Consider the following 24,550-nt stretch of genomic DNA (forward strand, 5'->3'; position numbering starts at 1 on the left):
GGATTATGCGTTGCCTGGAGACGCTGCAAACCCAGTGAAACCGTGCCTAGCCTGGCGTAGGCATAGTTAGCTGGAAGTAGCGTGGTTACTGGTGTTGAGCGTAATTTGGCGAAGTGGGTGGAAGCTGGGCACTGTACCGCCAGTGTATGGTTTTTGTGATCAAGGTTGTTGCAAGGTGGCAATTACACACCTAAGATGCCCGCCTTCTCTCACCCGACAGCAAAGGAGGTACATCATGCAACAGTTGATCACCCTTTGCAGGTCGCGCCTGGCTTGAACGCATTCGCCGCTACTGGTTAGCGGTACCGCAACGCCCGGCCTCTGGCCTGCCAATCCGAACATCTTTTTGTTTCAACCCATCAGGATTGGACTATGGGCACTTGCATTCGCAATTTGTCCGACGGCGCCGTATTGGTCGCCGCGGACGACACCTGGATCGAAGGAAAAGCGATCCAACAACTCGAAACCACCGCTCGCCTAAGGGGCATGCATCGGGTGGCCGGCATGCCGGATCTGCATCCGGGGCGTGGCTATCCGGTCGGCGCGGCATTCTTTTCCCTGGGGCGTTTGTACCCGGCGCTGGTCGGCAATGACATCGGCTGCGGCATGGCGCTGTGGCGCACGGACATCCCGACCGCCAAGCTGCATCTGGACAAGCTGGAGAAACGCCTTGGCAACCTCGACCTGCCGCTCGACGAGACGTGGCAGGAGGCCGTCGCCAGCTTCGGTTTGCCGGCCACGGGGCACGAGCGTTCTCTAGGCACCATTGGTGGTGGTAACCACTTCGCCGAGCTGCAGCAACTCGATGAAAGCTTCGACGATGCGGCCCTGGCAGCCTTGGGCATCGAGCGCAAGCACCTGCTGTTGCTGGTGCACAGCGGCTCGCGTGGTTTGGGCGAGGCGATCTTGCGTGAGCAGGTCGACCTGTTCGGTCATCGCGGACTGGAGGCGGGCAGCGAGGCCAGCACTCATTACCTGGGCCGGCACGACGGCGCGCTGCGTTTTGCCGAAGCCAACCGTCAGTTGATTGCCCGGCGCATGCTCGACCGCCTGCGCGGCGATGGCGATGTACTGCTCGACATCAACCACAACCTGGTGTCGCCAGCGCAGGTCGACGGGCTCGAGGGTTGGCTGCATCGCAAAGGCGCCACACCGTCGGATCAGGGGGTGGTGGTGATCCCTGGTTCGCGCGGCGACTACAGCTACTTGGTACAGCCGATCGCCGACCAGCGCAGCCTGTTGTCCCTGGCCCATGGCGCCGGACGCAAATGGATGCGCAGCGAGTGCAAGGACCGTCTCGCCTCGCGCTACAGCGTCGAGCAACTGAGTCGTACGGCACTAGGCAGCCGCGTGATCTGCGCCGACCGGGCGCTGATCTACGAGGAAGCGCCGGAGGCCTACAAGGCTATCGACTCGGTGGTGGGTGCCTTGCGTGAAGCGGGGTTGGTTCGCGTGCTGGCACGACTGAAACCGGTGCTCACCTACAAGACGCGCGGAGGGTGCTGCTGATGATCCTGCTGCAACTCTCGGCGGCTCAGGGGCCGGAAGAATGTGCCCTGGCAGTGGCCAAGGCATTGCTCAGGCTGCAGGCCGAAGCGGATGCCCAGGCCGTGGCGGTACGGATACTCGAAGAAGAGCCGGGGCCGCGGCGCGCTACCTTGCGCTCGGTGTTGCTGGCACTGGATGGCGAGCAGGCCGAGCGCCTGGCGGATCACTGGACGGGCTCGCTGCAATGGACGTGCAGCAGTCCGTACCGGCCTGGGCATGCGCGCAAGAACTGGTTCTTTGGGGGCGCACGGTTTGCGCCACCGGCAGCGGAATTGGCGAGCGAGATCCACTTCGAGACCTTGCGTTCGTCCGGGCCGGGTGGTCAGCATGTCAACACCACCGACTCGGCAGTGCGCGCCACGCACCTGGCCAGCGGCGTCAGCGTCAAGGTACAGAGCGAGCGTAGCCAGCACGCCAACAAACGCTTGGCGCTGCTGCTCATCGGTCAACGCCTGGCGCAACAGGCAGAACAGGTCGACAGCGAACTGCGCGCGCAGCGGCGGTTGTTCCATCACCGCATCGAGCGTGGCAATCCACGTCGGGTGTTTCGTGGCGAGCGCTTCGAGCCGGCTGACGAGTAGATTGTGTGCCAATAGTCGTCGAGCAAAAGCCAGGCCGGGCGGTGTAGGCGATCCCGTCAAAAACGCAAAAGCCGCGCAATAGCGCGGCTTTTTGGTTTTTGGTGGGCCCACACGGACTCGAACCGTGGACCAAAGGATTATGAGTTCGCCAATGACACCGTTGCGCTAGGTTTCATTGGGTTACACGAGGAAACGGTACAGTACGCGAAAGCACAGGGCAATCAGTACGTTAGCGAACGGTAGGTTACAGGTGAGGACCTTCGTGCTGTACCGCTGGTGTACCTGTTTTCGAGGTACACCAGCCCGGCTTGAGATCGGTGTTAACGTTGTTCGGCTCAGGCCCAGCGTTCCAACCCTCGACCGGCTGCGGCAGCAGAGCTGCCTTGGTCTCGGGTTATTCGATTTCAGGTCCCGCCTGCTCCGCTGGCTCCTGTGGAGTGTTAACCCCCGCCTGTTGGTTGCCATCAGTCTGTGGTTGGTTTGTCGTCACTGGTTTCGCTGGATTGGTAGGTTTGTTATTCGCCGATTTCACATGTTTCTGTAGAGCTTGTTCTTTTTCCGTAATGAAGCGAGTGTACATTTCTCGAATTTTTGGAGACTCGCCCTTATTTGATGAGGAGAAGGTTTTGTAGTATTTAGTAAATAAGGCTTTGTCCTCTTCAAAGTCTTTTGACCATAGGCTTTTTGGTATTGCTTTTTTGTCGCCTTTTCTTACCGGTGTCGTAGGGAATGTACGATCTAGGACGCACTTGTAAGCGGAATTGTTTATGGTTTTTACAACGGATCGTAGTGTGCCTGAAACTAAGAAGAGGTCATCCTTTTTAAGGCTTAACGGCTTTTCGAATAGATTGCTATGTGATGTTAAACCCAGTGCCATAGCATTTTTTGCACCAAGCTTTCCAAATCGATGTACGCAGCAGTGTCTGAGCTGACAGACTTTGTCTAGCTCGTCGGTAATGGCGTCATCAATGACAAGGTCAATATCTGTTAGGCTTTTGAATGTTCTAAGGATGTTTTCTGAGGCTGTGAAAGAGTGGTTATCCATCAGCGCTTCAGGCAAAAGCTGTTTGTTATGGTGGAGGGCTGCACCAAAGGTTATTTGCTGGTTCTCTGCACATCTCTGCGAATAGATGTCGATTTGAATTAGTGTTCTGATGATGGCGCGAACATAACTTTCTACAGCTGAGAAATATCCGAGGAACAAAATGTTCGCGAACTCGCTGGAAAGCTCCTCATTATTTATCCATAGAAGATTAAGTCTGTTCGAGTTTTCAATGAATTCGTCGATTGGTGAAAGGTTGCTGCTTTTGTGAGACTTATCAAATAGAGCGTCGGTAGAGATAATTTGTGTGAAAGGAGTGACCTTCACGATCGCTGAATAGTCTGCTGATGAAGTGCTAGGGGCTGGTTGTATAGTCATTGCAGGAACTCATCAACGAAGCTTGTCACAAGCTTAATGATTTTCTCGGCACGAGCTTGGCCAACTCTATGTATCTTGCGCAGTTCGGTTCCAGGGTCTTGCACCGATAGTAAATCTCCGATGGTTCTAAACCTCGGAAGATCTTGTTTGAGCCTAGCAGCGGTCCATTTTGTTAAGCCGGGTACTTCGTGGAGTGGCAATGACATACATGTTTCGAAAGTGGAACTGTCAAGGAGCTCAGAGCCGCAGTGATGGCAATATTTTTGAGTCGCAGCAATTCTTTCCTTACCACATGTAGAGCAAGCTGGCAGGTCAAACCGCAAAGAGCTTATATCCTCTGCAGAAAATAAACTTGAGACCGATCGTCGGAGAGGTTGTCTACTTGCTTTTAGATTTATTTTGTCGACTACTATCCGCGCAGACCAGCCTCGGGCTTTCGCGGAAAATGCTCGCTCGTGCAAGAGTGCAGCAATATGAGGCGTAAATCTATCGTACTTGCGGTCCTCTCCATGAGAAACCTTTTCAATCAGTGGATAAAGCAGACCAGCTTCAACCAATAAATTGAACATGCGCTCAATCATCGGTTGTTCTTTGATTCCAGTAATTCCGATTAGCAGTTGCTTTGTGCCTTGAGCTGCGAGCTTGTCATTAGCTTCCTTGAGAAGTAAGACAAGTTTGCTGAATAGAATATTGCCCTTTTCAATAATTGTTCTTAGTTTTGGGGCTTTTATCGCGAGAGTAGAAAACTCCTCGATACGCGCCTCTGCATGGCTTTGGACGATTCTGTTGAGGCCTTGCTGAACGGTAGAAAATTTTTTCTTCTGGAATTCCATAAGCATATGTAGATAAGCTCTAGGGATTCCAAAAGCGGCATATGCTAAATACTCCCGGATGTCCTCAGGAATGTCCGCGAAATCAGTGATCCGATGTTCCGCTATGGACGTCATCGTTTCCAGGTATAGGGGACTAGAAACTGAAAGCCAAACAGGCTCGAAGCCACCTTCCTGTGTTGGGTGAAACCTTGCGCCGTATTCAGTTGTGCCTGGGTATACTGAAGCTTTTGGTGAAATGTGGGGAGTTTTTATACTTCTAAATATCTCAAAAAATTCTGCCATGTACTCTGGCGTAAGTGTTAGTGCTGCGTCGTCAAGAAGAAGGACAGCCCTCGCTCTTTCTGCCAATTGGACGTGATTGTCAATGACCTTTTTAGTGATATGTAGCGTAATGCTATTTGCAAGATCTAGCTCATCCTGCGTTAGCGGCAGGCTACGCTCTAATTTAGCAATTAAATTCTGTAGTTCGGTGAGATCTAGGTATTCTAACGCTTCATGCAACTCGTCTGCGCTGAAGTCCTCTTCCTGCTCGTTTATAGCTTCGTGAGTGGCAACGAGGATGCGAGCTAGTACCCAAGTGTGGAAAAGGTTTATAGCGTTAGCACGACTAATGAGCATTGGCTCTAGGCGGTAGTACCGATTGAAAGATACGTAGATCGCTAGGGGTTTTCTATTGTCATCCCGACAAAGTATAGATGCGTAACGCATCATATGTGTTTTTCCGCAACCGCGCGGTCCAACAATCAAGGTTGTTTGTTTCTTTAGAAGTGTTGCAATTATTTCGTCAAAAAAGTCGCTTGTAGCAGTTCCATCCTTGAGCTCCTTGCTTGTGATGTAGTCTGCTCTTTGCTCTAAAGCAATATCAATTTCCTTTTCGTTAATTTCATTGTCCATTGCTTTGGAGAGTCCTTTAGTAAATTGGAAGTTCTAGTAAGTAGTCTCGTGGAAGGTGCTTTGCACTTACTCCATGAGCGCGCGACTTTAAAAAATGGCGACCTTCATCAGAAGTCAAAAAAGTAAAAAGCCGATCTCTATATCCTACAGGGACGCGAATACGATAGATGCAGTCTGTTATCGGCATTCTGCCGGAAGTGACCATGCATATACGTGTGTGGAGATCTCTACCGACGCGCGCTAGTAGTATATCTCCCGCTTCCGCTAAGACTGCCGAGCTCGAATTAAAATCATGCACATCGTCAAGTGAGATAGTGGTTTCCAACGGTCGCAGATCTGTAGTGTGCAGTACTTTGAATTCCGATCCCCGTGCTTCTTTAGAATTCAGTCTTCCTCGAGTTATCTCGCAATCCAGATCCTTAAGTTGAATAGTGGATTTGCGTTTTATAGGAAGAGGCGCAGAGTAATAGTCGTAATCTAAAGTTTTTATGGCATCTGTTGCCGAAATCAGAATGGTATGAGTGTCATCCTCTACGTCAGGAAAATTTTTAACCTTGATAGGGTTTCCTGGATTTCCATTCTTTGTAATAATTATGATGTGCGCTTGTGCTTCCGTGCCGATAAACATATTTCTCGGAAGTTTAATGACGGTATCTATGGAGTTTTCATTGAGGATGGCTTGCCTCAATGACTTATTTTTCTCCCCAGATACGAAGCCGTCGGGAACGATCAGACCGAGTTGTCCACCAGGCTTAAGAGATGCTAGGTTTTGAGCTATGAATATAAACTCTGCCGAGGCGTGTCTGATAGTTTTTATGTCGATATTTAGTCCGGCTGACCTTACTATTGAGTCATACCCTGCTTGCCATTTTTGCTTAATGAAAGGTGGGTTGCATAGAGCGAGGTCTACAGACTCCGGTGTGATGCCTATAGACGCTATCAGATCAGGAGATAGTGCATCAGCATGATGGTGTAGATGTTTTACTGGACGGGCAGTTTTATCTTTGGAAAGAAAGTCAGGTCTGCTATCGATGTCGACAGTGACATACAGGGCATCTACCCATCGGGATGCTGCCGCCCGAGAGAGCGCACCATCTCCGCATCCCAAATCCAAAACTAATTTTGGTGCTATTTCAGAAAGCTCAGAGACTAAAAGCTTGCTGATGGTTTCTTTCGTGTAGTACCTGCCCAATGGGTCGCTGAGAGAGCCTGGTGGAGATAGCATTCTGTGAACCCGAAAAATGAAGGCCGGTAACGTGCCGGTGAGGTGCTATGCCCCCCGGCATCTGGTCTGCGTCAATTGTGCCACGGGCCGGTACCGTTGTAGAGGTCTCTTGTCGAGCAGGGCTATCAGATGACCATGCTGCGTCACACCGCGACAGACTCTGCCGCCCAGCCTTGCTGGCTGACGCCCACCGACGGGCCAGGCAATACGTTGGCGCTATTGAGTTTCCGCCCGTGAACCGATGAGCCTAGCTCGACATCGTATGATGGGAGGCGTAGAGCCTTATCGAGTCAGGCTGCAGCCGAGCCAAGACATATACAGCGTTAAAGATTCACTCGCACGTGTTCTCTTGGAGTCGGATTGCGGGTTTGCAGAATGTGTCGAGCAGCCCTCACCTCGATCGGGCTCAGACCACCGGTTGCTTGGCCCATTTGAAATTGGCCATAGCTGCTAGAGGTTTTGCTCACGCAATGACCCAGAGCAGCAGAGATATCGTCATCACACAGCCCGGCTCGCTTCCAGTCGCTAGCTGCAGCATTGCGGAGGTGGTACGGACAGATCCTAAACTTTAGTCGGGGCCATAGCTTCTGGCCGGCGGAAGACAGCGCCGCACGCCAATTGGTAGTCTTCTCTACGTTTACTATCGTTGTCGTAATTTCTCTGCTCTGAGCATCCTTTACGCAGATCTCAAAGAGGGCTCTAACCAACGGATTCTGATCCATTTGGTAGATGATTTCCCGCCAGGGCTGCCCCTTGTGGTCAGTCACCTTGATACCATTGTCTATTCGGATAGTCAGCAACCCGCTCTCTTTAGAAAAAATTACTTTGACACCCTTCTCGAGCTCACCTGGCCGACAGCCCGAAACTGCCTCTACCAAATATGAAATTTCGTACTTACTCCCCTCAAGCTGTTTATGTAACTGATTCCGCCAATTGATAGGAAGATATTTTAAATCGGATCGTTTTGATTTTCGCCTCATCGTGTTCACGAGGGGGCACTGCCCCCGATTTTTTTCAATAATATTTATCAATCTTAGTAGTTCTTTAATTGCGCTCGCTTGAGATTTTAGTGACTCCATGTCACCCGCACGCTGGGCTGCATCTTGCTGACGTAGTGCCTCCTGAAGCTGAATTCGGCAGCAGTGCATTGTTGCCGCCACTCGTCTTCGATATGTGGACTTACTTTGAGTCTCGCAGATCGCGGACCATAGTTTCTCTGGATCAGCCCCATCATCGCCAACCAAACGGTTGTATTCGCGCACGTAACCATCATCGGTCGACTTGCTTAGATTTTTGGTTGGCAGTTCTTTGATTCGTTGGCGGGCGGTTTTTACGATCTCAAAAATCTCTTCCTGGGTCTTCATAGCGCTTTTCCAGTGACCTAAGTCGTTTGAGCTGGCTGGCTGAAAGGGCACCTTTCGCTACGCGAATCGCCGTTCCGGCGACCGGTGCCCACATTCACGCAGCTGCGTGAATGTGTTTATTTTTTAGGTCACTTACGACCTATCCATTTTTAGGTCACATATGCCTTACCGTTTTTTAGGTCACATGTAACTTTTTCTTCGCCTGCTTCTTGTGAGTGATGGCTTCCTCTGCTTGAATAGCAATAGAACATTGTGTGGAGGTTTAACATGTCATCCGGATACCAAGCAGGCCTCTCCGCTGGATACGCAAACTCGCGTGCAGTACAAAATTCTTATGAGTCAGCGATTGGGGAATGGCGTGCTTATTCAGAAGGCTTAAAGCGCACCATACATACGCTCAATGAGCGAATTGAAATAATGCAAGGGCAATTCGAGGCAAATGACTTTGTTCTTCGCCTACTACTTGATGAGCTGAAGAAAACTTCCCCCGAGTCCCCGCTACTATCGAAAGAGTATCGAGACTCCATTCGGCAGCGGGAACTTAACGAGTTCTTAGAGGATAAGGGCTACGAACAGAGCCGCCTTCGGAGGTAGTCACGTTCCCGGAGGTGGCCCGCCAAGTAATGTGTCATTACCTGGATTCGGTCTAGCAATCTCCTTGGAGTTCGAACCGTCTGGCCGTGCGGCTTGATGTCGCCCCAATCCCGAGCCATGCTTGGCTTCGCGTACCCCACCGACGAATACGTCCTGACCACTGTCGCCGGTGCGCTCCGCGTCGGCGATACCTTCAGTAGATCCATTACCGATCCAGCGCAGGATGTTGTCTGGCACCCAGTGGATCAGGCTGAACACGATATGCACCACGGTTGTCATCAACACCACATAGATGGCGACGTAGGCAATGAAGCTCACGATGCCCGTCATGCTATCGGCCTGGATCCCTGAGACAACTGACATGAATGCCGCGTTGATATAACCAACGATTGGTTGGGTGAGCAGCATGCCGCCAATAAGGCCGAACAGCATCAGCGCTGGTCGCATCACCAGTGACAGGATCATCATGTAGCCTTGGCCAGCTCGTCCGACGGCGTCGTCTCCGTCAGGATGAACATGAGCGACAGCGAAAAGGGGAGCAGCGATCACCGACTCCAACACGAGAACGAACCAGTTCACTATGGAGGTAGTCCAGGTGATGAAGGGGATCATGGGGACATAGGTGCTCAACGTCACCCCGAAGAAGAACAACAGCAGTATCAAGGTTGTGAGTATTCCTGATAGAAATTGAAAGACCGCGCCGGCGTCGAAACCCACTTTCACTGTGGCCTGTACTGCCCAGGAGTTCGCGACGCCAGTGGCGCTGGTCATGGCCGCGAGCATCACCTCACCGGTTGTCACGATGACATCGCCGAAGCTTTTCATCTGGCTCATGTGGTTGAGGTTGGAACCAGCGATGCTCTGCGTCATCTGGTTGATCGCGCCCATGAACGGGGCGGACATCATCTTCTTGACGTACTCCCAGGCGCCTTCCCCATCACGGGGCTCCCGCACGTTGGTCTCGGCGTAGTAGGTGTTACGGACCGAGTCGACGCGGTGCTTGGCATACTCGTCGGCGGTGAGCATGACGTCGGCGTATGTCTGGAGTGTCTCCTTGGTCTCCTTGTCGACGATGGCAATGGGATCGGCTGCCGGCAGTCCGTTCAACGTGGATTGCATCACGTCGTTCATTTTGACGATGTGGTTGTACCAGGTGCCGGCGAACAGCCAGCCGCCGTCCTTAGCGGCCTTGAGGAAGTCCGCTGCAGCGCGATCACTGGTTTGCATCACAGCGGTCTTGGCGGCGGTGCGAAGTGAGTTTTCGTAAGTGTTCGCCGCGGCGTCTATTACGCCCGGGGCTGGTTTTTGCCCGGCGACGATCTGCTGTGCCGTCGGCCGTATATCCTGGATCATCTGCTGGATGGCTTTGGCGTGCGCCGCGAGAATCGGCTCTTTGATGACCTTAGTGTTGCTGTTGCCCTCCGAGGCCTCCCAGGACTGCTTCCAGGTGAGGGCGCCGCACACATCTGGGTTGATGTAGGAGTTGTCGTTGGCCTTCCACTTGTAGTCGGTGACGTTGTAACTCGCCTTGTTGTACTTCTGCACCATGTTGATGCCGCCATAGACCGGTATGGCATCGGTGATGTCGACGTCGATCTCCCCGGTGTTGACGACCTTGCGGGTGGATGCGACAGCCTGGATGCGAGTCGACCGGCCAGAGGCCTCGAACTGCTTGTTCATCGCCGCGGTGCAGACTTCGAATTTCAGGATGTTGGCCGCGAGCGGTCGGGAGTCAGGGATCAGCGGCCGCGACAGCATCCCGTCCTTGCCGATTTGGTCGACGGCTTGGCTCCAGATTGCATCCCCAACCCCGACACCTTGAATCGCGAGCCACAGCACCATGATCTGGATAAGCGAATAGCCATGCCCAAGCGGTAGCAGCAGGGCACCGCCAGCAGCGGTACGCAGCGGGATCCAAATGTCACTCATCTTCCGGCCAAGGATCTCGCCGTCCTGAGCGGAGTCGACAGTGCCTTTGATCGTGGTGTAGGCGATGAAGATCATGCCCAAGAACATTACGGCTCCGCCGAACACGGACATCATGCTGCCCAGCACGTCCTCGGTCTCGCCGCCCTCTACGTTCCCGCCAGAGTGGATGGTCCCCACGATCGAGCCGAACACTTCTTCTAGGAAGTCTATGGAGGTGTCACCCGGGGGCGGTGTGAATTGGTTCAGTCCGCTGGAGGATTCAGCGTGTGCTGTTCCACCGAGAAATACGGCCAGAAGTAGGTAAAGCAGCAACGATTTTCTCATCTGGCTGTCCCCCGCTGTGCCGGCGGTAAAACTAGAGGCGTGGCACTAGCGTCAAACACATACAGCAAGGCATACGGGATGCCCGCAAGCGCATAAAACTGACCCCCGCCGGACAAATGCTGTTGCACAGCAAAAAGGGCCAGTACGGCAGTTGTGGGGAACAACCACCAGCCTGGCAATCCACCCCAGGCGCGATGTTGCCCCAAGGGAACTGCTAGGTTGGTGAGGAGTAGAAGAAGATAGAACACTCTGTGCGTTAGACGGCTAACGCGCGGTGAGCCCAGCCAGCTTATTAGGCCCGACATGCGAGAATCTCCGCAACTTCTGGCGTTCTGTAATAAACACGGCGACCAACTTTTACAGAGGTGCCATTGAGGCTTTTGCAAAAATTGTCATTCTTGTAACGAGTTAGGTGAGCGCGGAGTGCTTCTGGTGATCTACCAAGTAGCTTAGCAAGTTGAGTGGGAGACATTAGAAGACCAAACTCTGCAATCATGGCTTCTTCGAATTTGTTTTTCACCGGAATTCTCCACAGCTGAATGGCAAGTGCTGTGGTTATTTAAAATTTCCGAGCTGGGCTTGGTCAACTAGCCGTGAAATGATCTCTTGTACTGTCTTGTTGTTATTGTGGCGTATTATTGCGTATTAATTGATATTATCTGTTATTGTTTTGGTGCTTTTAATTCTGCATGTTTATTGATGTGCTGGTTTTATATGAAAAAAAGATCTAACAATTGCTTCCCCATAAATATTCACCTTCGCCCCATAAAGTTTCACTTTTAACCCCATAAGTTTTCACCTTTGCTCCCCATAAAAGTTCACCTATTAAAGTCGTCGCCCCATATCTCTTCACCTTTCGCCCCATATCCTTTCACCTTAGGCCCCATAAGCTTTCACCTTTAACTGGCAAAATCCTTTAAATTCAATGATTTACGAAAAATAATGGTTTCTTCTGTTTGTATGTCTTAAAGAAAAAACAAACAGACAGACACGAAGGCTGGACTAAAATTAGCGGGTGGAGATAAAGTGACGACGCTGGATGGGGTTGCAGCCCTATCCAGCGTCTGACCAAAAAGATCGACAGGAGATCCTAATGGCTTCCAATATCCTACCACGTCAGCTTTTCCCCCAAAACCTCACGCATGATTTACTAACAGAAGTCGCTCCAGAGCTTGATACCCTCAATGGTGAGATGCTGTTAGAAAAATTCACTGGTATGTTGCAGCCAGCGCTGGAAGCTGTTGTAGGTGCATACAAACTGGCTGCTGCGAGCAAGGTGACAGAGCAGGCGTTCCAATTATTTTTAGAAAACCTCGTCGTAGCTGCTGGCGAGGAGTAAGGTTGATGCATCCGCTGAAGAGGTTGGTCCAGGGAGAGCTTAATCACGCCGATCCTGAAGTGTTGGTTGAGACTGCTTTGAATCTTTGGTACCACCCTGACCCTATCCCTCTGGTTCTAGAGGTCGTTAATGGTCTCCAAGATAAGGAGTTACGTCGAGCCCTGTATACCTTGGATCGCCTGAGACGTTACGGAACCGCGATGACCGAGCAAAGACGTATAGAGTTGAGCGATCTGATACGTTCGCCGCGTTGGGAGCCATTGAAAGTGATTTTTGTGTTATCACCGCCACCGCCCAGGGGACGCAGCGCTAAATGGCCAGATGTGCTCGCGCAGGGGTGGGGGCTCGGTGAGGAAGAGCGACTTGATACCGCTTGCATCCTAAAGTACCAGACACGTCATTATGCTGCTGAGCGTCGTAAGAACCAGAATTGAAGTGTACATGGTGAGCTGGTGAGGCATGGATGCCGCGCCAGGGCCGGGCGGCTTCATGCCCGGACCTGGCCACCAGCGCCGGCAGGGAGGCCGGAAAGCAAGCAAACAATTTGCAGGGTTACTTCGGCATACGCCCTGCGCTGCAGCTGCCTGTGGGAACGTGCACGCAACTAACCCCATTCCCAGCAACTCCAGCTCCTTCGAAATCGCAGGGTCATCAGCGAAACATATTTTATCGGAGATGTAAAAATAACACCCTAACTATGATTGTGGAGGGTGCAATCGACTTTCGAGTTCAATAAGCTGGAACTTCAGAGGAGAAGATTAGTCCATCCCGATTTTTTTCTTTTCCTCATGATGAATCCCCAGTGCTGTATATATTATCGCATATCTGACGAGGCGCATAAGTCGCATGGTTTGACTACGCATTTCGCGGTCAGTAATAATTAGTGGGTAACCTTTAAGGAAATCGCTCTCCTTAATAAATCCATCCAATCTACTTAATCTAGATGAGGCTTCGAGATTCTGGTCTTCTGGCGGTAAAGGTTGCTGTCTTAAAAGATCTCTCTCATAAAAAATCTTTCTTTTAGCTGATTCTTGATGGTCGTCAAAGCTCGAAGTTATTTTGTACAGATCATCGATAACTACACGAAATCCTTGATGCTCCATTTTGTTTCGTATGTCGGCGAGCTTTTCTGCGTTCTCGTCGAGCCAATAACCATGTCCCGTCTCTTCGCTATCGTTTATATCTCTGGACAACCAGTAAAGCGCAAGAAAGAAACCGTTTTTGGAATGTAAGAAAAACTCCCGATGCTGCTTTTTGTCAATGTTCGCATACCATATTTTCCTGAAATCTATTTTGTTGGATTTAAACTCAAGCATTAAGTATTTATTTAGAAGCATGGCTATCTTGTCAAAGCATGAGTAAAGTAGACGAAATGAAACCTTCATCATCTCAATGTCGCGACGATAAATACAGTAATCCAGAGAGTTGGTTAGGTGCAGTTTTTCGTCCGAAAAATGAGTTTTCTCCAGGGAAGCTTCCCTGCAACTAATGGCGTCAAAATAATTGAAACGAGCAAATGCAAATTGATGCTTTATCTCAGAGAAAGCTGCGCTAAACGTGAGACTCTGGGCGCTCGATATTAGTGGGTTATATTCATACATATAATCAGGAAAGCAAAGAAAATCTTCCATTCCTGCCTTTGCGCCGATAGCGTCGCTCAAGCTATCAATGTATAGATTCTCCTCAGCGCACCAGCGCTTGTAACGGCGCTCAAGTTTACTCCGGCCTTTAGCAGGCGGATCTTCATAATCATCTTCTTGAGGCTTCGAATCCCACCACTGTAAAAACCCAATAACATAACTATCGCGCTCCATTATGGAGATTATATCTTGCTCGAATAAATCGAGCCGATTTTTATAAACATGGCTTAGCAATCGATAAGCTTCATGTTGAAAGTGGTATATTTCGTTTTCTTCAGTGACCTCTGTAGATAGTTTCAGCAAAGCCATGCCCTTTCCAAGCATTGCTTCAGGACATCCGTTTAGTTCAATGGCTCTACTCAGCTCTGAAATGGACTCCAGACTTCTTCCAAGCATTCCTAAAGCAAATCCGTAATTCGCGTAGGTTCTACTAATCATTTCTTCTGTTAGCTTAACGAACCCTTCTTCATACATGGCCTTCCTAAAATATTTGACTGATTTTCCCGCCCACTCGTCAATCCATCTTTCTGCGAAATTTTCTGCGACTTTAGAGTAGCCGGTCCCAAGAATGTAATAAAAATTTGACTGGAGCTGTGAGTTTAAAAATACGCATGGCTCGATTTTAACAAGAAACTCTTTAAGCCTGATAATATTTCCACTTGCGATCAAAGAGTCCATCTTTTCCGCATAAATATTTAACTCGCTCTCGCCGAGTTTCTTTGCATCAAGCCCAATGTCGTCGCCTTCAAGCATTTTGCCCACCTCTTTCCATGGCATTACCCTGCTCTCTTGATTGTGCAGATTAGTTGCCTGGCTGCCAAACTGCAGGAGGAAAAACGCTTTTAAAAGCACTTACCCCCCTCCAGGTGACGCGCTTTGCCTCGCGAAATAGAGCAATCGCCGAGACCGGCGCAACCCCGCCTGAAGACAGGAACTGCGCGGGCCGCCTGACGTACCTGCCCGCGATGACCACATCAGCCAGGTGGCGAGGGTTGGGCATCCGACAAGGGCCGTGGGTGGCATCGAGAAGACTGTCGCGCTTTCCCTCAGCCTTACCGAACCCGTGGCCAGGCGCATCAGGTCGCGAAGCCATTGGTGATCGATGTAAAGGATGGCCAACGTGACGGTGAGCGTGTTGGACTTGAATCCGTTTTGTGCTGTATTGGTGTTGCTGGTTTGCCCAGAGAGATCACCGGCCTCGATCCGCAGGCTTACTTGCTTTCACTCAGCAAGAGCCGTGCGACCTCTCTCCAGTAGTTAGCTCTGGCGTGGAAGCGAGTGAGAATAGGCTTGAGAAGGTCTGCTTCGGGAAAGGGGCGGCTTTCATGGAGTCCGCTGTATGTCAAAAAATCCAGCCCGAGCTGTCGACTAGCGAACTTGTCCGCAGGAAGCATTGCTAACGTTTTCGCGCGATCCTCTAGGCTAATCTTTAGCGAGCTGAGCAGTCCGCTTGTAATGGAATCACTTGAGAAACTTGAGGGGCCGGGGCTCGTCTCCGGCTGATTCTGGGAGGCGGCTAAGTTCTTGATGAGGTCCTCCCCCAATGCCATGCATCGATCAGCATCCGCTTCAGATAGAATTGGAGCCAGTAGCTCCAACTCTTCTTGCCATAGGGGGCGTAACGGATAGGCCCTCATGCTTTCCGCTTTTTCTTCGGGCGGTCGATGGCATCTAAGTCTTTTACTAGGTCTTCCGCTCTTAGATGCGTGTAGCGCCGCAGCATCTGCATAGATTTATGCCCACTTATGGCCGAGACCTTCTGGTCCGACATACCGCTTTCGACAAGCCGACTCACTGCTTCATGGCGTAGATCGTGAAAGCGCAGATCAGCCATGCCTAGCTTGGTCTTGAGCAGCCCCCATTTCTTTGTGAAGGCGTATGGTCGGCGTTTACCGTCTTTGCCAGGCTCGCCAAAGAATACCAGGCTGCAATCGGCCGGTCGGACTGGATTGTCCAAAGCGGCCTTGAAGGTGTCTGTAGCTAGTTTGGTGAGAGGAACGGTCCGGGCGCTATCATTTTTGGTGTCTGACAAGCGTACTACTCGTTTTCTCAGGTCGACCTGGTGACAGCGTAAACCTGTGATTTCCGATGAGCGCATGCCCGTCTCTAGGGCGATACGAACGATCCAGCCAAGCATAGGGTTGCTGTGTGTGCTAGCGGCGCTAAGCAGTCGTCGTTCTTCATCGGCTGACAGTCGACGGTCGCGACCTTCTCCAGGGCTCGGTTTGCGAATATTGAGCACCGGGTTAAATGTCAGTCCGAGCCCCCATTCTTGAATCGCCACGGTATAGAGATGGCTAAGCAAGGCTATCTCGAGGCGCACGGTGTTATTGCTAACGGGGACGCCCCGCTTGCTCAGGGTGCCCAGTCGGGTGTCGCGGTAATTGGCGATAACTTCGGCGGAGAGGGCGGCCAAGGAGTATTTGCCCAGGTGTTCGATCAGCTGCTTGGCCTTGGTTGCCTCGGCTTTCTGCGTGGTGGGCTTTTTACTTGGGGTGACCTCGGCCAGATAGCGCCCCAGTGCTTTCTCAAGCGTCAGGCGCTCTGAGCCGCTGCGCTGGATGTAAACCCCTCGCACCATTTCGTCCTCGGTACGACGTGACCAGTCTTCTGCGTCGCGTTTAGTTCGGAAGGTTTTAGAGTTGGTGGGCCATCCAGTTTTGCGGATGACAGCTTTCCAAGTGCCGGCAGGGGTTTTGACAATTGTGGCCATCTGAGGACTCCAAAGGCGAGCAGACAGAACTGCACTGTACCTAATTTGTACCTTTGGACCATAGGATTATTCGTTAGGCCACACCTCCGAAAAGCACAAAGCCGCGCAGTGCGCGGCTTTGAAGGTGGTGGGCCCACACGGACTCGAACCGTGGACCAAAGGATTATGAGTCCTCTGCTCTAACCGACTGAGCTATAGGCCCTCAGAAGGTGGCCGGATTATAACGATGGTTTCGATACCGTGCCATCTGAAAGATCCGATAGTGCTATGCGCAGGAAGGTTGCGGCGAATTCGGCGGGGGGCAGCGGCAGGCTGACGATGTAGCCCTGGATCTGCTCGCAGCCTTCGGCGGCGAGGAAACGCTGCTGGGCCTGGTTCTCCACGCCCTCGGCGATGATGGTCAATTGCATGCTGCGCCCGAGCGCGATGATGGCGCGTGCGATGGCGGCGTCGTGGGGGTCGTCGGGCAGGCCGCGGATGAACGACTGGTCGATCTTGAGGATGTCCAGCGGCAGGCGCTTGAGGTAACTGAGCGACGAGTAACCGGTGCCGAAGTCGTCGATGGCCAGTTGCACGCCCAGTTGCTTGAGCTGATGGAGGATGGCCAGGGCCTCTTCGGCCTGGCTCATGATGAAGTTTTCGGTGATCTCCAGTTGCAGGTCGCCGGCCTTGAGCTGGTAGGTCTTGAGCAACTGCTCGATGCGTTTGGCCAGGCTGGGCTGGCGCAGCTGGGCGCCGGCCAGGTTGACCGACAGCGGGCCGAAGGCGTGATACGCGCGCTTCCAGGCGTGCATCTGCCGGCAGGCCTGCTCCAGCACCCAGTCGCCGATCTGCAGGATGCTGCCGTTTTCTTCGGCCAGGTGGATGAATTGCTCGGGCGGCACTTCGCCGAAGCTTGGGTGGGTCCAGCGGATCAGCGCTTCGGCACCCACCAGGCTTTGGGTCTTGAGGCTGAACTTGGGCTGGAAGTTCAGGCTCAGCTCGTTACGCTCGATGGCGCGGCGCAGTTCGTGTTCCAGGGCGATGCGCTCGCTGGCCTGGGCGGTGAGGTCGCGGGTGTAGGCTTCGACGCGGTTGCGGCCCTTGGCCTTGGAGCGGTACATGGCGGCGTCGGCATTGCGGATCAGCTCGGCGGTGTCGCTGCCGTCCTGCGGGTACAGGCTGATGCCGATGCTGGCGCTGGTGAAGAACTCGTGCTCGCCGGCCTGGAACGGCGCATGGAAGCAGGCCAGCAGCTTGTTGGCGATAGCGCTGGCATCGCTGGGCTTGTGCAGGCCGGGCAGCAGGATGATGAACTCGTCGCCGCCCAGGCGGGCCACGGTGTCGACGTCGCGCACCTGTTCTTTCAGGCGCTGGGCGATGCCCTTGAGCAGCAGGTCGCCGACCGGGTGGCCGAGGCTGTCGTTGATGTGCTTGAAGCGGTCGAGGTCGAGGAACAATACCGCGCCCTGGCGGTTGGACAGTTGCGCGCAACTGAGGGCTGCCTGCAGGCGGTTCTCGAACAGGGTGCGGTTGGGCAGGCCGGTCAGCGGGTCGTGGTGGGCCTGGTAGTCGAGCTTGGCCTGGGCGTGCTTGAGGCTGGAGATGTCGGCGAACACGGCGACGAAGTGGGTAATCTCGCGCTCGTTGTTGCGCACCGCGCTGATGGTCAGCCAGCCGGGGTACAGCTCGCCGTTCTTGCGCTTGTTGAAGATTTCGCCCTGCCAGTGGCCTTCGGCGGTGAGCTGGTGCCACATGGCCGCATAAAAGGCGCTGTCGTGCTGGCCGGAGGCGAGCAGGCGCGGGGTCTGGCCGAGGGCTTCGATTTCGCTGTAGCCGGTGATTTCGCTGAAGGCGCGGTTGACCGCGCTGATGCGCTGGTCGGTGTCGGTGATCAGCACGCCTTCGGCGGTGTTTTCGAACACCGTGGCGGCCAGTTGCAGTTTTTCCTGCATCAGGTGGCGCTCGGTGATGTCGCGGGCGATGGTCAGCATGCAGTCCTCGTCACCGATCGGCAGGGGCCGGGCGGAGAGCTCGCACAGGCGTATCTGGCCGTCGCTGCGGCGAATATGGCAGCTCAAGTCGCGCACGAAGCCGTCGCGGTGCAGCAGTTCGATCAGTTGCTGGCGCTCGTTGAGGTCGACCCAGATACCTAAGTCCAGCGCGGTCTGGTCGATGCCGGGGCTGATGTCGTAGCCGGTCAAGCGGCGGAAGCCTTCGTTGACCTCCACCAGCATGCCATCGCGCAGGCGCGACAGCAGCAGGCCATCGGGCGAGGCATGGAACGCCTTGGCGAACTTCTCCTCGGAGGTTTGCAACTGCTGCTGGGTTTCCTTGAGCTGGCTGATGTCGCGTACCGCCACCACCAGCGCCAGGGTGCCGTCGAGTTCGAAGGTTTCGGCCGAGGTGAGGCCGGTGAACAACTGGCCGTTGCTGCGCCGGAAGGTCATTTCCATGTTGCGGATTCCGCCACGGTGCAGGCGTTCGAGCAGCGCCGGGCCAGTGCCGCCGACGCCCCACAGCTCAAGCTCGGTGGCCGTGCGGCCCAGCACCTGCGCCGGGCTCAGGCCGATCTGCTCCTCGAAAGCTTCGTTCACCTCCAGCAGGCAGCCGTCGCTGTGCCGGGCGATGACCAGGATGTCCGGGCACTGCTGGAACACCGAGGCGAACTTCTGCTCGGACAGGCGCAGGGCGCCCTCGGCGTTCTTGGTCTCGCTGATGTCGATCATCAGGCCGCGCATCAGTGGCTTGTGGCCGTGTTGGATCATGCTGACGATATTGCGCACCCACAGGGTGTGGCCGTCGGCGCGCAGCACCCGGTAGTCCAGGCTGTGGTCGCGGCCGGCGGCGGTTTCGCTGTCGCAGAAGGCTTGCGCCCATAGCGCATCCTCGGGGTGCAGGATGCTGCGCCAGAAGCCGGGCTCGAGCCATTCGCTCAAGGGGTAGCCGAGCAGGTCCTCGGCGTGGGGCGACACGTAGCTGTAGGTGAAGTCGTTGGCGTCGGCCTCCCAGGCGATTGCCGAGAGGCTTTCGACCAGGCCGCGGTAGTGGTATTCGCTGCTGCGCAGCTCCTGTTCGAGGGCGATGCGCCGGGAAATCTCCGAGCTGAGCCGGCGGTTGATGCGGATCACCACGGCGAGGATGGTCACCAGCAGCAGTACAGCGGGCAGGCCGTACAGCAGCATGTCATGCCAGAAACTGCGCTGGTCGACCACGTTGCCCACCCAGCGCTGCTGGATGTGGCTGACCTCGCCGCTGCTCATGTCGGCCATGACCTTGTCGAGGATGCCGACCAGGATCTTCTGCTCCCGTGGGGCGGCCATGGCCAACTGGTAGCGGTAGGGCGTCTCGCCGCTGACGTAGAGGCCGTCGAGCTTGAGCTGGCGCAGGCTCCAGATGCTCGAGGCAAGGTCGCCGACCACCGCGTCCACCTCGTCTGTGGCCAGGGCCTGCAGCGCGGAACTGACGTTGGGCATGGCCACCAGGTTGAGGTCGGGGTGGTGGGTGCGCAGCAGTTCGTGGGGCGCGTAGTTCTCCACTACTGCGATTTTCAGGCCGTACAGGTCGTTGAGGTTGCGCGGTTGCGGGCCGCCGGAGTGGGCGAGGATGACGATCGGGAAGTCGAGGTAGGGGCGGGTGAAGGACAGGTAGTTCTGCCGCTCGGGGGTGGACATGATGCCGGGCAGCAGGTCGATGCCGTTATTGCGCGCCTGCTCCAGCACTTCGGTCCAGCTGCTGGGCTCGACCGGCTTGAGGGTGACACCCAGGCGGTCCTGGATGAGCGCGATATAGTCGGCGGCCAATCCCTGGTAGCGACCTTCCTGGTCGCGAAACTCGAACGGCGGCCAGGAAGCATCCACGCCCAGGCGCAGTTGCGGGTGGGCAGCCAGCCAGGCTTTTTCTTCGTCAGTCAGGGTCAGCGCGCCGGCCGTCGTGTGCCACAGGCACAGCAACAGCAACAGAAGGGCCGGCATCAGGGGCATAGCGGCCTCTCGATTCAGGGGGTCTGAAAACGAGTGTAGACGGGCCGGCGCTGCCCAGAGCCGTTTCGCGGGCAAGAAAAACCCCGGCCTGGGCCGGGGTTTGTCATCACTCGTCGAGGAAGGAGCGCAGATGCTCGCTTCGCGTCGGGTGGCGCAGCTTGCGCAGCGCCTTGGCTTCGATCTGACGGATCCGCTCACGGGTCACGTCAAACTGCTTGCCGACTTCTTCGAGGGTGTGGTCGGTGTTCATGTCGATACCGAAACGCATGCGCAGCACCTTGGCTTCGCGTGCGGTCAGGCCCGAGAGCACGTCGCGGGTGGCTTCCTTGAGGCTTTCGACCGTGGCTACGTCGATCGGGGACTGCATGGTGGAGTCCTCGATGAAGTCGCCCAGGTGCGAATCTTCGTCGTCGCCGATCGGGGTTTCCATGGAGATCGGCTCTTTGGCGATCTTCAATACCTTGCGGATCTTGTCCTCAGGCATTTCCATGCGCTCACCCAGCTCTTCCGGGGTCGGTTCACGGCCCATTTCCTGCAGCATCTGGCGGGAAATACGGTTGAGCTTGTTGATCGTCTCGATCATGTGCACCGGAATACGGATGGTGCGCGCCTGGTCGGCGATCGAACGGGTGATCGCCTGGCGGATCCACCAGGTGGCGTAGGTCGAGAACTTGTAGCCGCGACGGTATTCGAACTTGTCCACCGCCTTCATCAGGCCGATGTTGCCTTCCTGGATCAGGTCGAGGAACTGCAGGCCACGGTTGGTGTACTTCTTCGCAATGGAAATCACCAGACGCAGGTTGGCCTCGACCATTTCCTTCTTGGCGCGACGAGCTTTCGCCTCGCCGATGGACATGCGACGGTTGACTTCCTTGATTTCCGCGACGGTCAGGCCGGTTTCGGTCTCGAGGTCGATCAGTTTCTGCTGACAGGCGACGATGGCGGCGTCTTTCTCACCCAGGGCGGCAGCCCACTTGGTGTTGCGCTTGGCCAGGTCACCGGACCAGGTCTGGTCGGTCTCGTTGCTCGGGAACAGGCGCAGGAAGTCGGCACGCGGCATGCGCGCGTCACGCACGCACAGCTGCATGATTGCACGCTCTTGCTGGCGCAGGCGGTTCAGGGCGTCGCGCACGCGCTCGACCAGTACGTCGAACTGCTTGGGCACCAGCTTGATCGGCATGAACAGGTCGGCCAGGGCTTGCAGGGCAGCGATGCTGTCCTTGGCACTGCGACCGTTTTTCTTCACAACCTTGAGGGTGGCCTGGAGCTGATCGGCAACGGCGCCGAAACGCTGGGCTGCAACCACTGGGTCGGGACCGCTTTCGGTCTCTTCCTCGTCGTCACTGCCTTCGCTTTCCTCTTCTTCGTCGTCCGACTCTTCCTTGGCTGCCGGGGCTTTGGCACCCGGTACCGGCACTTCTTCGGTCGGCGCGGCGATGTTGTCATCGGGGTCGATGTAGCCGCTCAGCACGTCGGACAGACGGCCGCCTTCGGCGGTGACGCGGTCGTATTCGCCGAGGATGTAATCGACGGTGCCCGGGAAGTGGGCGATGGCGCCCATGACTTCACGGATGCCTTCCTCGATGCGCTTGGCGATTTCGATCTCGCCTTCGCGGGTCAGCAGCTCGACGGTACCCATTTCACGCATGTACATGCGCACCGGGTCGGTCGTGCGGCCGATATCGGTTTCGACTGCTGCCAACGCGGCGGCAGCTTCTTCGGCTGCGGCTTCGTCGGTGTCGGCTTCCGCCAACAGCAGGGCATCCGCATCCGGAGCACTCTCGAATACGTTGATCCCCATGTCGTTGATCATGCGGATGATGTCTTCCACCTGTTCAGGATCTGAAATATCCTCAGGCAGGTGGTCGTTGACCTCCGCGTAAGTCAGGTAGCCCTGCTCACGACCGCGGGTGATCAACTCTTTGATACGAGATTGCTGTTGCGCTTTTCCGGACATAACACCCTATCCACTGAAGGTCTTGGCGGGCAAAAAACAAGCCGAGGATTATACCCGAGCATGGGCCTCACGCGCCAGATGAGGTCGGCGTTTGTGCGGGAACATTCCGGCTCAGCAGGGCGAGGAGCTGGGTTTTTTCCTCGCTGGTCAATTCACTTTGACGTGATTTCCTGAGCAGTTGTTCCAGGCTGCGCTCGCGTTGGCGGGCGGACAAGCTAGTTATAGTGTCGAAAAACTGTTGTTCAAGGTTGTCGGCCACGATCAGCCATTCCTTTTCCGCCAGGGCCCGCAGCAAGCGGCCTTGCTCGGTGCCATGCCAGCGTGCGATCAACTGCATTGAGCTTAGCTTAGGATTTTTCTGCGCGGCTTCGATCAGCGCCACCAGCAGTTGACTGTACAGGTGCTCTTCGTCGGCGAAGTGGCTGGCGTCCTCGACTTTGCCGGCCAGTAGCGGGTGGTGCAGCAGGGTGCGCAGCGCGGCCAGTGCCGGTGGCTCGACAGGTGCCGGCACCCGTGGCGGCGCTTCGTCGCGCTGCTGCCAGGGCTTGCCGCCCTTGCGGTTCTTGTCCCAGGGCTTGTCGCTCCACGGCTTCTTGCCACCGCCTTTGTTCGGTTTCCACTCCGGCTCCTGGTGCACAGGGGCGTAGTCGTGCTGCGGCATGTCGCCGTAGTCCGGGGTGTAGCTGGCCATGGCGTCGTAGTCGTAGCCAGGGTCGTAGTCCGGCACGCTGCTGGGCGCCGGCGCCTGTTGCGCCAGCTGCTCGGCCTGCTGTGTGTCGAGGCCGGTGATTTCCTTCAGGCGGTTGCGCATCAGCTGACGCAGGTTGGCGCCGGGGACCTTTTCGATCAGCGGTGCGGCCAGGGTCGCCATGTGCGCCTTGCCTTCCAGCGAGCGCGGGTCGGCTTCGGCGCTCAGTTGCTCGAAGAAGTAGTCGGCCAGCGGCTGGGCGTGCTGGTTGATGCGTGCGCGGAAGGCATCGGTGCCCTCGGCACGCACCAGGCTGTCGGGGTCTTCGCCTTCGGGCAGGAACAAGAAGCGCGCGCGGCGCCCGTCCTGCAGCGCCGACAGGGTCGACTCCAGGGCGCGCCAGGCGGCCTTGCGCCCGGCCTGGTCGCCGTCGAAGCAGAACAATACGCTGGGCACCACGCGGAACAGGCGCTTGAGGTGCTCTTCGCTGGTGGCGGTGCCGAGGGTGGCTACGGCGTTACGCAGCCCTTGCTGGGCCAGGGCGATGACGTCCATGTAGCCCTCGACGACGATGATCTCGTCGAGGTTGCGGTTGTGCTTGCGCGCCTCGTACAGCCCGTAGAGCTCCTGGCCCTTGTGAAATACCGGGGTTTCCGGGGAGTTCAGGTATTTGGGCTTGTCGTCGCCCAGTACCCGGCCGCCGAAGGCGATGATGCGCCCGCGGCTGTCGCGGATCGGGAACATCACCCGGTCGCGGAAGCGGTCGTAGCGCTTGCCGCTCTCGGCGTTCTCGATCAGCAGGCCGGCGTCGATCATCACCTTTTGCTGCAGCGAGTCGGCACCCAGGTGCTTGAGCAGGTTGTCCCAGCCCGGCGGGGCGAAGCCCAGGCCGAAGTCGCGGGCAATCTCGCCAGACAGGCCGCGGCCCTTGAGGTAGTCCACCGCGGCCTTGCGCGTGGGGTGGCCGCGCAGGGCCTGGCGGTAGAATTCGGAGGCGGCATCGAGCAGCGGGTACAGCGGCGAGTCGGTGGGCTGGCGCGGCTTGTGGTCGCGCCGGCCCTGCTCGCGGGGCACTTCCATGCCGGCGGCGCGGGCCAGTTCCTCGACGGCCTGGGGGAAGTCCAGGTTGTCGTGGTCCATGACGAAGCCGAGGGCGTTGCCACCGGCGCCGCAACCGAAGCAGTAGTAGAACTGCTTGTCGGGGCTGACCGTGAAGGAGGGGGTCTTCTCCTTGTGGAACGGGCAGCAGGCGGAGTAGTTCTTGCCGGTCTTTTTCAGCTGGACGCGCGAACTCACCACGTCGACGATATCGAGGCGGTTGATCAGGTCGTCAATGAAGCTCTGGGGAATCAGCCCGGCCATGGCAGCCTCGTCATCTGGCAACTGGCAAGTCTAAACGCTTGTGCGCGGGTATGGGTGCGGGGTATTGCGGGAAGAGGTGTTGTGCTCGTCACAGCCGGTAAGGGCTCGTCAGAAAGGACGTGCACGACTGGTCAAAAACCAGTTCTGACGTGTTGCAGCAGGTTGCCCGTGGCTTTT

Annotated in this window: 15 protein-coding genes and 1 tRNA gene; 4 read left to right on the top strand and 12 right to left on the bottom strand. The window is 55.6% G+C overall.

The features are described 5' to 3' along the window. Positions 1-372 precede the first annotated feature (372 nt). Entirely contained in the window at positions 373-1,509 is a 1,137-nt protein-coding gene (locus ACI2KK_RS04530) for an RNA ligase RtcB family protein (protein WP_404668038.1), read from the top strand. After that, complete coding sequence (gene prfH, locus ACI2KK_RS04535; RefSeq protein WP_404668039.1) at positions 1,509-2,129, top strand: peptide chain release factor H; 621 nt, start codon at positions 1,509-1,511, stop codon at positions 2,127-2,129. Before ACI2KK_RS04530 ends, prfH begins: the two co-directional genes overlap by 1 nt. 394 nt (positions 2,130-2,523) lie before the next feature. Here prfH and ACI2KK_RS04540 read toward each other — a convergent pair whose 3' ends face one another. The 6 genes from ACI2KK_RS04540 to ACI2KK_RS04565 all read right to left on the bottom strand — a co-directional run bounded on the left by ACI2KK_RS04540 (position 2,524) and on the right by ACI2KK_RS04565 (position 11,232). After that, positions 2,524-3,549, bottom strand: coding sequence for a hypothetical protein (locus tag ACI2KK_RS04540; RefSeq protein ID WP_404668040.1), 1,026 nt, complete (start codon positions 3,547-3,549; stop codon positions 2,524-2,526). Then, a complete protein-coding gene (locus tag ACI2KK_RS04545) occupies positions 3,546-5,276 on the bottom strand; it encodes a hypothetical protein (RefSeq protein WP_404668041.1) in 1,731 nt (576 codons plus the stop codon). The genes ACI2KK_RS04540 and ACI2KK_RS04545 overlap by 4 nt, the downstream gene beginning before the upstream one ends. Before the next feature lie 16 nt (positions 5,277-5,292). Beyond that, on the bottom strand, positions 5,293-6,501 hold the full coding sequence (locus ACI2KK_RS04550; RefSeq protein ID WP_404668042.1) for an N-6 DNA methylase: 1,209 nt from the start codon (positions 6,499-6,501) through the stop codon (positions 5,293-5,295). 323 nt (positions 6,502-6,824) lie between these two features. Continuing rightward, a complete protein-coding gene (locus ACI2KK_RS04555) occupies positions 6,825-7,865 on the bottom strand; it encodes a hypothetical protein (protein ID WP_404668043.1) in 1,041 nt (346 codons plus the stop codon). Between the two features lie 594 nt (positions 7,866-8,459). Further along, positions 8,460-10,712, bottom strand: coding sequence for a DotA/TraY family protein (locus ACI2KK_RS04560; protein ID WP_404668044.1), 2,253 nt, complete (start codon positions 10,710-10,712; stop codon positions 8,460-8,462). 292 nt (positions 10,713-11,004) lie between these two features. Then, complete coding sequence (locus ACI2KK_RS04565; RefSeq protein WP_280087848.1) at positions 11,005-11,232, bottom strand: DNA-binding protein; 228 nt, start codon at positions 11,230-11,232, stop codon at positions 11,005-11,007. Between the two features lie 573 nt (positions 11,233-11,805). On the opposite strand from ACI2KK_RS04565, the gene ACI2KK_RS04570 reads away from it, so the two are divergent. Then, the gene (locus ACI2KK_RS04570; protein WP_404668045.1) at positions 11,806-12,051 is read left to right on the top strand and encodes a hypothetical protein; all 246 of its coding nucleotides are present in this window, start codon (positions 11,806-11,808) and stop codon (positions 12,049-12,051) included. A 5-nt stretch (positions 12,052-12,056) separates the two neighbouring features. Beyond that, positions 12,057-12,485, top strand: a complete 429-nt coding sequence (locus tag ACI2KK_RS04575) for a hypothetical protein (protein WP_404668046.1) — start codon at positions 12,057-12,059, stop codon at positions 12,483-12,485. 324 nt (positions 12,486-12,809) lie between these two features. On the opposite strand, the gene ACI2KK_RS04580 is transcribed toward ACI2KK_RS04575, so the two are convergent. The 6 genes from ACI2KK_RS04580 to dnaG form a co-directional block, all read right to left on the bottom strand. Beyond that, a complete protein-coding gene (locus tag ACI2KK_RS04580; RefSeq protein WP_404668047.1) occupies positions 12,810-14,543 on the bottom strand; it encodes an LA2681 family HEPN domain-containing protein in 1,734 nt (577 codons plus the stop codon). Between the two features lie 781 nt (positions 14,544-15,324). After that, a complete protein-coding gene (locus ACI2KK_RS04585) occupies positions 15,325-16,404 on the bottom strand; it encodes a tyrosine-type recombinase/integrase (protein ID WP_404668048.1) in 1,080 nt (359 codons plus the stop codon). A 125-nt stretch (positions 16,405-16,529) separates the two neighbouring features. After that, positions 16,530-16,606: transfer RNA gene (locus ACI2KK_RS04590), tRNA-Ile, on the bottom strand. Positions 16,607-16,622: 16 nt separating this feature from the next. Then, positions 16,623-20,366, bottom strand: a complete 3,744-nt coding sequence (locus ACI2KK_RS04595; protein WP_404668049.1) for an EAL domain-containing protein — start codon at positions 20,364-20,366, stop codon at positions 16,623-16,625. Positions 20,367-20,472: 106 nt separating this feature from the next. Continuing rightward, positions 20,473-22,323: an RNA polymerase sigma factor RpoD gene (rpoD, locus tag ACI2KK_RS04600; RefSeq protein WP_217887462.1), complete on the bottom strand. Its 1,851-nt coding sequence runs from the start codon at positions 22,321-22,323 to the stop codon at positions 20,473-20,475. A gap of 67 nt (positions 22,324-22,390) precedes the next feature. Then, positions 22,391-24,373 carry a DNA primase gene (gene dnaG / locus ACI2KK_RS04605; RefSeq protein WP_404668050.1) on the bottom strand — a complete coding sequence of 661 codons (1,983 nt, stop codon included), beginning with the start codon at positions 24,371-24,373 and terminating at the stop codon, positions 22,391-22,393. Positions 24,374-24,550: the final 177 nt, after the last annotated feature.

The organism is Pseudomonas sp. NPDC089406 (assembly GCF_044900265.1).
GTDB lineage: Bacteria > Pseudomonadota > Gammaproteobacteria > Pseudomonadales > Pseudomonadaceae > Aquipseudomonas > Aquipseudomonas fakonensis.

Coding starts and splice junctions, on each gene's coding strand:
- ACI2KK_RS04560 (WP_404668044.1), bottom strand. CDS start 10,712: ATGAGAAAATCGTTGCTGCTTTACCTACTTCTGGCCGTATTTCTCGGT.
- ACI2KK_RS04570 (WP_404668045.1), top strand. CDS start 11,806: ATGGCTTCCAATATCCTACCACGTCAGCTTTTCCCCCAAAACCTCACG.
- ACI2KK_RS04530 (WP_404668038.1), top strand. CDS start 373: ATGGGCACTTGCATTCGCAATTTGTCCGACGGCGCCGTATTGGTCGCC.
- ACI2KK_RS04575 (WP_404668046.1), top strand. CDS start 12,057: ATGCATCCGCTGAAGAGGTTGGTCCAGGGAGAGCTTAATCACGCCGAT.
- ACI2KK_RS04540 (WP_404668040.1), bottom strand. CDS start 3,549: ATGACTATACAACCAGCCCCTAGCACTTCATCAGCAGACTATTCAGCG.
- rpoD (WP_217887462.1), bottom strand. CDS start 22,323: ATGTCCGGAAAAGCGCAACAGCAATCTCGTATCAAAGAGTTGATCACC.
- ACI2KK_RS04550 (WP_404668042.1), bottom strand. CDS start 6,501: ATGCTATCTCCACCAGGCTCTCTCAGCGACCCATTGGGCAGGTACTAC.
- ACI2KK_RS04545 (WP_404668041.1), bottom strand. CDS start 5,276: ATGGACAATGAAATTAACGAAAAGGAAATTGATATTGCTTTAGAGCAA.
- ACI2KK_RS04595 (WP_404668049.1), bottom strand. CDS start 20,366: ATGCCCCTGATGCCGGCCCTTCTGTTGCTGTTGCTGTGCCTGTGGCAC.
- dnaG (WP_404668050.1), bottom strand. CDS start 24,373: ATGGCCGGGCTGATTCCCCAGAGCTTCATTGACGACCTGATCAACCGC.
- ACI2KK_RS04585 (WP_404668048.1), bottom strand. CDS start 16,404: ATGGCCACAATTGTCAAAACCCCTGCCGGCACTTGGAAAGCTGTCATC.
- prfH (WP_404668039.1), top strand. CDS start 1,509: ATGATCCTGCTGCAACTCTCGGCGGCTCAGGGGCCGGAAGAATGTGCC.
- ACI2KK_RS04555 (WP_404668043.1), bottom strand. CDS start 7,865: ATGAAGACCCAGGAAGAGATTTTTGAGATCGTAAAAACCGCCCGCCAA.